General features: G+C 67.4%; 8 protein-coding genes. 5 read left to right on the plus strand and 3 right to left on the minus strand.

Features of this window, described 5'->3' with window-relative positions:
* A partial coding sequence (locus QH195_RS18905; RefSeq protein ID WP_280436400.1) for an ATP-binding protein occupies nt 1–523 on the minus strand: 523 nt, incomplete at its 3' end.
* A gap of 463 nt (nt 524–986) precedes the next feature.
* On the opposite strand from QH195_RS18905, the gene QH195_RS18910 reads away from it, so the two are divergent.
* Entirely contained in the window at nt 987–1,565 is a 579-nt protein-coding gene (locus tag QH195_RS18910; RefSeq protein ID WP_280419710.1) for a C40 family peptidase, read from the plus strand.
* Nucleotides 1,566–1,568: 3 nt separating this feature from the next.
* Nucleotides 1,569–1,973, plus strand: a complete 405-nt coding sequence (locus tag QH195_RS18915; protein WP_280419704.1) for an RNA-binding S4 domain-containing protein — start codon at nt 1,569–1,571, stop codon at nt 1,971–1,973.
* A 264-nt stretch (nt 1,974–2,237) separates the two neighbouring features.
* On the opposite strand, the gene QH195_RS18920 is transcribed toward QH195_RS18915, so the two are convergent.
* Complete coding sequence (locus QH195_RS18920; RefSeq protein ID WP_280436401.1) at nt 2,238–4,097, minus strand: acyltransferase domain-containing protein; 1,860 nt, start codon at nt 4,095–4,097, stop codon at nt 2,238–2,240.
* A gap of 6 nt (nt 4,098–4,103) precedes the next feature.
* On the opposite strand from QH195_RS18920, the gene QH195_RS18925 reads away from it, so the two are divergent.
* Both QH195_RS18925 and QH195_RS18930 read left to right on the plus strand, forming a co-directional pair.
* Nucleotides 4,104–4,244 carry a hypothetical protein gene (locus QH195_RS18925; RefSeq protein ID WP_280436402.1) on the plus strand — a complete coding sequence of 47 codons (141 nt, stop codon included), beginning with the start codon at nt 4,104–4,106 and terminating at the stop codon, nt 4,242–4,244.
* A 490-nt stretch (nt 4,245–4,734) separates the two neighbouring features.
* Entirely contained in the window at nt 4,735–5,688 is a 954-nt protein-coding gene (locus QH195_RS18930; RefSeq protein WP_280436403.1) for an MBL fold metallo-hydrolase, read from the plus strand.
* Nucleotides 5,689–6,070: 382 nt separating this feature from the next.
* Here QH195_RS18930 and QH195_RS18935 read toward each other — a convergent pair whose 3' ends face one another.
* Nucleotides 6,071–7,045 carry an NAD(P)H-dependent flavin oxidoreductase gene (locus QH195_RS18935; RefSeq protein WP_280419708.1) on the minus strand — a complete coding sequence of 325 codons (975 nt, stop codon included), beginning with the start codon at nt 7,043–7,045 and terminating at the stop codon, nt 6,071–6,073.
* A gap of 332 nt (nt 7,046–7,377) precedes the next feature.
* Here QH195_RS18935 and fadD5 point away from each other — a divergent pair, with 332 nt between their 5' ends.
* Entirely contained in the window at nt 7,378–8,946 is a 1,569-nt protein-coding gene (gene fadD5 / locus QH195_RS18940; protein WP_280436404.1) for a fatty-acid--CoA ligase FadD5, read from the plus strand.
* The last annotated feature ends 182 nt before the right edge of the window (nt 8,947–9,128 follow it).

Raw genomic sequence — 9,128 nt, forward strand, 5'->3', positions numbered from 1 at the left:
CGCCTAACCCCCCCCCTATCCCCGCGCCCTGCCCGGCGGCTTCGGCCCCCACCCCCCCCATCTCTATCTTTTTCCCGCGGGCGGCGCCCGGGCGGGTGCCGGCGGGCACGTCGATACCCGGTTGCCAGCGTTCCCGCATTCCTTTGTCCGCGGTGGCACGCAGGGCGAATGCCTTGAGTATGCCCAGGAAATCGTCCACGCGTTCACTGTTGCTATGGGTTTTGGCGATGGCCCGGGCCGCCATGTGCAGCGCCGAGGACAGTGGCCGCCGCAGTTCCTGATCCGGCCGCGCCTCGATCTTCCCGGTACCCCAGCCGCGGGCGCCGGCGGCCGACCGCAACTGATTGAGCAGAACGGTTTTGCCGACACCGCGGAGCCCGGTGAGCATCACGCTGCGTTCCGGCCGGCCCCGGGCAATACGTTCGCAGACGACATCGAACGCGTCGAGTTGCTTTCCGCGCCCGGCGAGTTCGGGTGGACGCTGACCTGCGCCGGGTGCATACGGGTTCCGCACGGGGTCCATAACTTCCCTACCGTAGCGCGCCCATCCGTGTATATGGGCAAATCTATGCCGTGTCCTAGACAGGGCTATGCGGAGTCGGCCGGGCAATGGCCTCCCGGCCGATGGGGAGGCTCGCGCCGGAACCGACACGCCCGCCGATATCTTGCCGTGACCTACCGGCCCGCCCAGAAAGCCCTCGCGCACAGTGCTTTACACCTGTACTCCCAGCTCGCGAGAAAAGTCCGCGCGTTCGGCTGGACAACACCGGGCAGGCATCGTAACCTCTTTGTGACTTAGTGGAGTCGAGTCGTTTCGTCAGTGAGGCGGCGCCACTGGTCGCCACCATCGCAGGCCGTCGCGATATGCGTAGGACGCGCGTTCGGCAATGGTGGAAGAGCACGAAGATCGGAGACGGAGCTCGGTGGGTAAGCACAGCTTGCAGCGAGAATCCAAGCTGCCAAATTCTGTCAAGGGCGCGCTCGTCATGGGCACTCTCGCCGCGACCACGGGCACGATGCCTGCCATCGCGAATGCCGCGACCACCACGATCGATGTTCCCGGCATCGGCAAATTCGATGTCGAGGTCCCGGATCAGTACGCAGCCCAGGCAGACCAGCTGAACCAGCAGCTGAACCAGGCACTCTCGGGAGCTCAGCAGGCGATGCCGGCGGCACCCGCGCTGCCGAATTTCGCCCCGCCCGCGCCGGTGCAGCAGCAGACGGCGGGCGATATCGCCCTCGACGCCGCCAAGACGAAGGTCGGCGCCATGTACTCGTGGGGCGCCGCGGGCCCCTACAACTTCGACTGCTCCGGCCTGGTGCAGTGGGCGTTCAAGCAGGCCGGCATCAAACTGCCGCGTACCAGCTTCGAACAGTCCCATGTCGGCGCGCCGGTGGCGTTTCAGAATCTGAAGCCCGGCGATATCGTCATCACCAACGGTGGCGGACACGTCGGCCTGTACGCCGGAGACGGGAAGCTCCTGAACGCGGTGCAGTCCGGTGAGCCGGTGTCCTACACAAACCTTTCGCCCGACGATGTGGTCACTGCGCGTCGTATCGTCTAAGGGGTGAGTCCAGCTCCCTCTGTTCCGGACAATGGTCCGGCCCAGGCCCGGGTCGACTCCTGGATATGGGCCGTGCGGTTGTTCAAGACGCGATCGGCTGCCGCGGCTGCATGTCGCGGCGGTCATGTGCGTGTCAACGGTGCGACAGCCAAACCGGCTCAGCCGGTGCGGCCGGGTGACGAGATCCGTATCCGCAGCTCGGGCGTCGAGCGGATCGTCGTAGTGGAACGGGTGATCACCAAACGGGTCGGTGCTCCGATCGCCGCCCAATGCCTGATCGACCGCAGTCCACCCCCGCCGCCGCGGGAAGTCCTCGCCTCGCTCCCGCAGCGTGACCGCGGGACCGGCCGCCCCACCAAGCGGGATCGCCGGGAAACCGATCGTCTATTGGGGCGGACCGACCGCTGAATGCCGAGTGTTCGGATATCGGGCCGGCCCCGAAGCCCTCGGTGAACACCGTGCTCTGTCGAAACAGTTCCGGCTCTCCGTCCGGGTGTGACCTATGTGCTCGGGTCGGCGCCCGAGTTGTGTTCACCGAGTGATAGCGGGTGCGGATCTATCTGCGAAGTCGACGTCCAGCGCTCGCCGACGGCCTCGACTGCTGTTCTCGGATGCCGTCCTGTTCTCGAACCGGCCGCATTACGGTATCGATGCCGCCGACCGGCAGCGCTCTCACCGTCGCGGGCCGGTTATCTCATGCGTACTAGCCCTCGTTTCCCGGAAGGTCGCCGGGCCGCCGAACGGTGTCGAGAACACAGCGAAGAAGGTCACCGGATCGGCAGCGGTGAGTTCGATGAGGTTGGCCGCGGCCGGTGAGATGCGCGCGAACCGCCGCGCGAGCCGCCCGGCGTCCAGCGCCGGCTCCGGCGATTCGGGTGGTGTCTGCCCTGCCCGGGTAGAACCGGGTGCGGCGTTCGCGGAGAGGGCGGCGACCACCGTGTCTTCGAAGACCTGGGCCGCGTGGACCACGCCGCGGATGGTGCAACCCGATTCGCGGATATCGCGCAGCGCATTGTCGAGATCGAGGCGGTCGGCGGTATCGCAGTGCACCACCACGACCCGGTCCTCGAATCCCTCGAGCAGTGGGGGCACCGGGCGTGGTGAACGGGTGGGCACGAAAACATCACGAGCGCCGGATACCAGTAGGCGGCGCACCATGACCGAGCCGAGGGCGCCGAGCCCGCCACTGACCACATAGGTGCCGGCGGTGTCGATCTGCATCGGCGGATCCAGCGCGACCTGGGCCGCGAAGAAGCGGATAGCCCTGTTGGCGTCGACCATTCGAGTCCATGCGATGATATCGGTGGGTGGGAGGTTATCGGTGAGCCGTATCGAAGCCAGCGTTCCGGCGCCCGTGACCTCCGCCCGCATATCTCCTCTGGCCGCACCGGTTCCTGCGACTTCCGGATCGTGATGATCGCGGCCCGTCGATCGGCCGTCCTGCCTTGTATCCGCTGCCCCGAATGCGGCCGAAACATTTGCGGTGGAGTCGTTTCCGCGTTTCGCGCCGAGGTGTGACCGGCCGTTACCCCTGGTGGCAGCCGGCTCGTGTTCGAGGGAACCGGCGGAGTTCTCCCGGGAGGGTCCGGTCCGGTGCGGTGTGGCCGCCCGTGTCGCCTGAACCTGGGCCAGGCAGGTCAGGAAGGTGGTCCCCTCGTCGTCGCGGCGGGCGGTGGGATAGGTCGTATGGGTGAATCGCGGGAATCCGCGCACCACATCGCAGAGCATCGGGTGCGGGCCGACTTCCAACACGATGGTCGTATCCGAGCCTGCGGCGCGATCCAGTGCGGCCTCGAGCTCTACGGGTCCGGTGAAGTTATCGATCCAATAGCGGTCCGTATCGATCGGTGCATCGATAACCGCACCGCGGCGGGCGGTGGAGTACATCGGGATATCGGGGGTCGAGGGGCGCAGCGGGCCGAGGGCGGCGAGGGATTCTGTCGCCGGCACGGCCGCCGAGCGACCGAATGCCGGAGCCGGTATATCGCAACGTCCCGCCGCGATATCGCGGCGCCCGGCTCGGCGCACGACGGCATCGACATAGCGCGGCGGCCCCGAGACCAGTACCGACCGTGGGCCGTGCACGGCAGTGAGCGTGACCTGTTCGCGCACCGGGTCTACCAGGCGCCGTACCTCCGGCGCCGAAGCCCGGAGTTCGGCGACGACATCGGTTTCCGGCACCCGGCTCGCGGCGTGTCCGCGTGCGAGGGCGACGCGGGCGGCATCTGTCAAGGGGAGCGCGCCGGCGGTCACCGCGGCCGCGACCTCGCCGATTCCGTGCCCGATCACCGCGTCGGGCCGTACGCCCCACGAGATCAACAGCGTCGCGGTCGCCACTTGGTAGGTGAACAGTGCGGTCTGGGCGAACACCGGATCCCGCTGCCGTCGATCCGGCCACTGCGGCGCCCGGGGATGGCGGAAGCCGTTGCGCGGAGTCCAGACTCGCGGTCCACCCGCTGCCACGAGGGCATCACTGGTGTCGAGCACCGCCGCGGCGAAAGCGCGATACCGACCGGCCAGCGTGCGCCCCATCCGCGCATGCTCGCCACCTTCCGGCGAGAACAGGAAAACCACGCCGCCCGCGGAGCCGGTCATCGGCACGGCGACGGGTACGACGGGGTACGGCTACGGCCGTGGCCGGCGGTGCGTAAACGCAACCGGCTGCTCGGCGAGCCGTGAATCCAGCACAGCAGCTGCGTGTCCCGCCTCACGCCTCGATTATGCCGGAAGATTTCGCGGTGCCGGACCGGCCGCCCTGCTGCGAAAACTGCTGCCGCCCGCGCGAATTCGGCGCAAACCACTGGCAAACCTATGGCGGCCGAGGTGAAAACCGCTGTGCGAACCTGCCGCGCCGGCGCAGGACCCGTCCACCGCGCGGTGTCGGGACTCCCGGGCGGAGCCGCGGGAAGTGTCTGCGAGGAGGCGGGGTGAGCGATCGGGACCGCCGATGCCACGGGCGTCCCGGCCACCGGCCCGGTTCGGACTCCGGGAACTAGTGCGCAGGATGGACGTGCCGCGATCGACCGCGGCGGCGGCGTCACTCGATCCGACAGCGGCCGTCGGAGGTGTCCACCTCGGCCTCGTCCGGAAGGAGATCTCCGCCTGCCGTCGCGCCGGATCCCGTAGTCGTTCGCGCCGTCCGCGCCCGGGCGACCGGTACCGTTGCGGTGTGGCTGCTTCCGTCGATGGACGAACCCCGACCGTCCCCACGCTGTTGCGTTGCTGCGCGGCCTTGGCTGCCACGCCCGCGCGGCTGCTGCGGCCCCGCCAGGCAGACACTCGGCTGTTGTCGCGTCTGGACGCTGTGCCTCCGCCGCAGGCCCGGGGGAGCGTCGAGCTGACCGTGCTGTTGCAGGGCCGGATGAGTGCGCCGACCGCCATCGTGGCCGAGGGGGTACGCAGCCTGGGACATCTGCCGATGGCGATGGGCGCGTATCTGGTCGAACATCCCCAGGCGCGGTTCCTGGTCGATCCCGCGCTCTGCGCCCATGTTCACCGGCGGGTGCTGCCGGACCTCCCGTTTCCGATTCCGCTGCTGGTCGCGCCGGACAAGCCGGTGCTCGGGCTGGCCGATGCGCTCGCTGCCCGCGATATCGATCCCGGCACCATCGATTTCGTGCTGCCGACGCACCTACATTGGGACCATATTTCGGGCGTGCTCGAACTACCCGAATCGGTTCCGGTACGGCTGCCCGCGGCCGAGCTGAGCTGGGCGCTGGATGGGCCGCACGCACCGGCCGGGGTGGTGCGGGGGCCGCTGCGAGGACGGTCGCTGGATCCGCTCGAGCTGGACGGGCCGCCGGTGCTCACCTTCGAACGTAGCCTGGATCTGTTCGGCGACGGGACGGTGCTGCTGGTGGACCTGGCCGGGCACACCCCGGGCAGTATCGGCGTCCTACTGACCACCGCCGGCGGACGCCGGGTACTGCTGGCCGGGGATGCGGTGTGGAACCGGCTGCAGATCGATCTCATCCGGGAGAAGGCTCCGATGCCGGGTCAGTTGTTCGACTCCGATCGGGATCAGGCGTTCGAGACCATTCACCGATTGCACGCGCTACCGCCCGAAATCGAGGTGGTGGCCGCGCACGACTACGACGCCGTTGCTGCCCTGGCGGGGAATTGATCTTGCTGATCGCAGTGGGGTGCTGATCATTCACTACGGTGGTGTACTCGTGCCACGGCAGCAGCGCACTGCTCCCGGCCGCGTCGGCGGCACTTGTCGCGGCCCGTTGTTCGCTCGAAGGTACTCGGAGCCCGGCGCACCCGGATAGCACTACTCGAGTCCCGCTACTGGGTGTCTGCTGCGGCCGGCGATGTCATCCGCCGACCGACCGCGTTCAACCGACCCCGCGACGACCGCATACAGGGTCTCCCCGCTGTGGCGGCGCGGTGATCGGTGCGGGCAGCCTGGGCTACAGTGCGGGAAGCCGACTGCTACGAGACGGCTTCCCGCACTCCGGCGCCGGATCGATCGCCATACTCCCGGCGCGGCTCATGAGGCCGGCTCAGGCCGAAACGAATCGAGCCAGCCGGGCGTTGATCAGTTCCTCGGCCTCCGAGACCATCCGGCCGATCAGTTCGGCGCAGGTCGGGATGTCATCGATCAACCCCTGGCACAGGCCGACCGACCAGATTCCGGCGTCCAGATCGCCTTCCTCGAACACCCGCCTGCCGCGGGCGCCGGAAACGAGTTCGCGGACATCTTCGAACTTGCCGCCGGCCTTCTCGATCTCGACGACCTTGCGGCTGATCTCGTTGTCGGCGACCCGTGCGGTGTTGTGCATGGTGCGGAAGATCAGCTGGGTATCGCGCTCGGAGTTGGCGACGATCTTCTCCTTGACCTGCTGGTCGATGGAGGATTCCTGGGTGCACAGGAACCGGGTGCCCATATTCACGCCGTCGGCACCCAGCGCCAGTGCCGCGACCAGGCCGCGGGCGTCGGCGATACCGCCGGAGGCGATGATCGGGATGGTGAGCGCGCGGGCGGCGGCCGGAATCAGCACCAGACCGGGCACATCGTCCTCACCGGGGTGTCCGGCGCATTCGAATCCGTCGATGCTGACGGCGTCCACACCGATCTTCTGCGCCTTGAGCGCGTGCCGGACGCTGGTGCATTTGTGCACGACCTTGATCCCGGCTTCGCGGTACGCGGGCAGGAACGGCTCCGGGTTGCTCCCCGCGGTCTCCACGATCTTGATGCCGCTGTCCACGATGGCGCGCACATACTCTTCGTACGGCGGCGGGTTGATCGACGGCAGGATGGTCAGGTTCACCCCGAACGGCTTATCGGTGAGTTCGCGGGTTCGCTCGATCTCGCGCCGGAGATCGTCGGGGGTCGGCTGGGTGAGTGCGGTGATGAAACCGAGCCCCCCGGCGTTGGCCACGGCGGCGACGAGTTCGGCCCGGCCGACCCACATCATTCCGCCCTGCACGATCGGATGTTCGATACCGAAAATCTCGGTGAACCTGGTCCGCAGCATCGCGTGCTCTCCTCACTTTCCGCGGATAGTCCGCGCATGCTGCATGGTGCCATGCGCGTCACAGCCCGATCAACCCTGGAAGTGAGTCGTGATTCGCATATGTGATCGAGTTTTGAGTAGCTGGCCTGCCTGCTGATGTGCCGGTATCGTCGCAAATACGCGGGTCAACGCGCGTGAACTTCTGCCACGGTCCAGTTCCTCCGAATTAACCGCTATTCGGCCTCGATTTCCTTGCCGGTGGGGAAGTGAATTGTTATTCTGCCGACATGTTCACACCGCGTGTGGCGCCGGACACTCCGGTGGGTCACGCGGTACCGAGAGGAGTACGTGGGATGACCACCGGTGCGCAGGCCCTCGACGAGCCGATCCGTTCGCGTCGCAACCACTGGAACAACCAGCTCGCCACGCACGCGGTGATGCGGCCCGACGAGGTCGCGATCCGATTCCGCGGCGCCGACACCACCTGGCGGCAGCTGCACGAACGGTCGCAGAAGTTCGCCGACGCCCTCGCTCGCCGCGGCGTCGGCTTCGGCGACCGGGTGCTCATCCTGGCGCTCAACTACCCCGAATACCTCGAAGCCGTATTCGGGATCAACGCGCTCGGCGCGATCGCGGTCCCGGTGAACTTCCGGCTCACCCCGCCCGAGGTCGCCTATATCGTCGGCGACAGCGGTGCCAAGGCCGTGGTCACCGATACGGTGCTGCAGCCGCTGGCCACCGCGGTGCAGGCGCAGGCCACCGGGCTCGAACACTGCTTCGTGATCGGCGGAAGCAGCGGCGAGGGGGTGGTCGGCTACGACGACGCGATCGCGGAAGAAGGCGCCCCGCATACTCCGCTCGATATCCCGGAGGACACCCCGTGCCTCATCATGTACACCTCGGGAACCACCGGTAGCCCCAAGGGCGCTGTCCTTTCCTATGGCAATATGAACGCCCAAGCGCTCACCTGCATTCGGGCACTGGCCATCGAGCGGGAATCGGTCGGTTTCTGCACCTCCCCGCTGTTCCACATCGCCGGCCTCGGCAGTCTCGCCCCGGCCTTCATGCTGGGTTCCAAGACAGTGCTGCATCCGCTGGGCGCCTTCAGCGCCACCGAATTCCTCGACGCCGTCGAGGCCGAACAGGCCACCACGGCGTTCTGTGTACCGGCGCAGTGGCAGCTGATCTGCGACGAACCGACGGTGAAACAGCGCAAACTGGCGCTGAAGGCGCTGAGCTGGGGCGCCGCCCCCGCCTCCGACACCGTGCTGAAAGCGATGGCCGACGCCTTCCCGGACGCGTTCAACGTGGCGGTGTTCGGGCAGACCGAGATGTCGCCGATCACCTGTGTCCTCGAAGGTAAGGACGCCATCCGCAAACTCGGTTCGGTCGGCAAGGTCATCCCCACCATCCAGGCCCGGATCGTCGACGACGAGATGAACGATGTGGCGCCCGGCGAGGTCGGCGAGATCGTCTACCGCGGACCCACCATGATGTCGGGTTACTGGAACAAGCCGGAGGCCACCGCGGACGCCTTCGCCGGCGGCTGGTTCCACTCCGGCGACCTGGTGCGTCAGGACGAAGAAGGCTTCATCTACGTTGTGGACCGCAAGAAGGACATGATCATCTCCGGCGGTGAGAACATCTACTGCGCGGAGGTGGAGAACGTCTTGTACGCCCACCCGAAGATCCGGGAGGCCGCAGTCATCGGCCGGGCGCACGAGAAATGGGGCGAGGTCCCGGTGGCCGTGGTCGCGCTCGACGATGCGGACGGCACGCTCACCCTCGAAGAACTGGAACCGTTCCTCAACGAGAACCTGGCCCGGTACAAGCACCCGAAGGATCTGGTGATCGTCGCGGAACTGCCGCGCAACGCCAGCGGCAAGGTCGTGAAGGTGGAATTGCGCAAGGACAGCGCGTAACCCCTGCATCACCCGAGTACGGGCCCGGCCGCGCCGACGACACCACCGCCCGCCCGATATCGGCTACCGCGGCGAGCGAGAGCCGCGTATCCGGGTTCAGCACGCTCACCAGTCCACCGGAAATTCCCCGGGGGAAAAGGAAAGCCATCGCAGGAAGGAAATTCTCCATGAAGAAGCCCGGG

Origin of the sequence: Nocardia carnea (assembly GCF_029868855.1) — a bacterium.
In the GTDB taxonomy this organism is placed as follows: Bacteria; Actinomycetota; Actinomycetes; order Mycobacteriales; family Mycobacteriaceae; genus Nocardia; species Nocardia carnea_A.

Excerpts from the sequence above, each read along its gene's own strand:
- QH195_RS18910 (WP_280419710.1), top strand. The coding sequence starts at position 987 with ATGGGCACTCTCGCCGCGACCACGGGCACGATGCCTGCCATCGCGAAT.
- QH195_RS18920 (WP_280436401.1), bottom strand. The coding sequence starts at position 4,097 with ATGGGGCGCACGCTGGCCGGTCGGTATCGCGCTTTCGCCGCGGCGGTG.
- QH195_RS18925 (WP_280436402.1), top strand. The coding sequence starts at position 4,104 with ATGCTCGCCACCTTCCGGCGAGAACAGGAAAACCACGCCGCCCGCGGA.
- QH195_RS18935 (WP_280419708.1), bottom strand. The coding sequence starts at position 7,045 with ATGCTGCGGACCAGGTTCACCGAGATTTTCGGTATCGAACATCCGATC.
- fadD5 (WP_280436404.1), top strand. The coding sequence starts at position 7,378 with ATGACCACCGGTGCGCAGGCCCTCGACGAGCCGATCCGTTCGCGTCGC.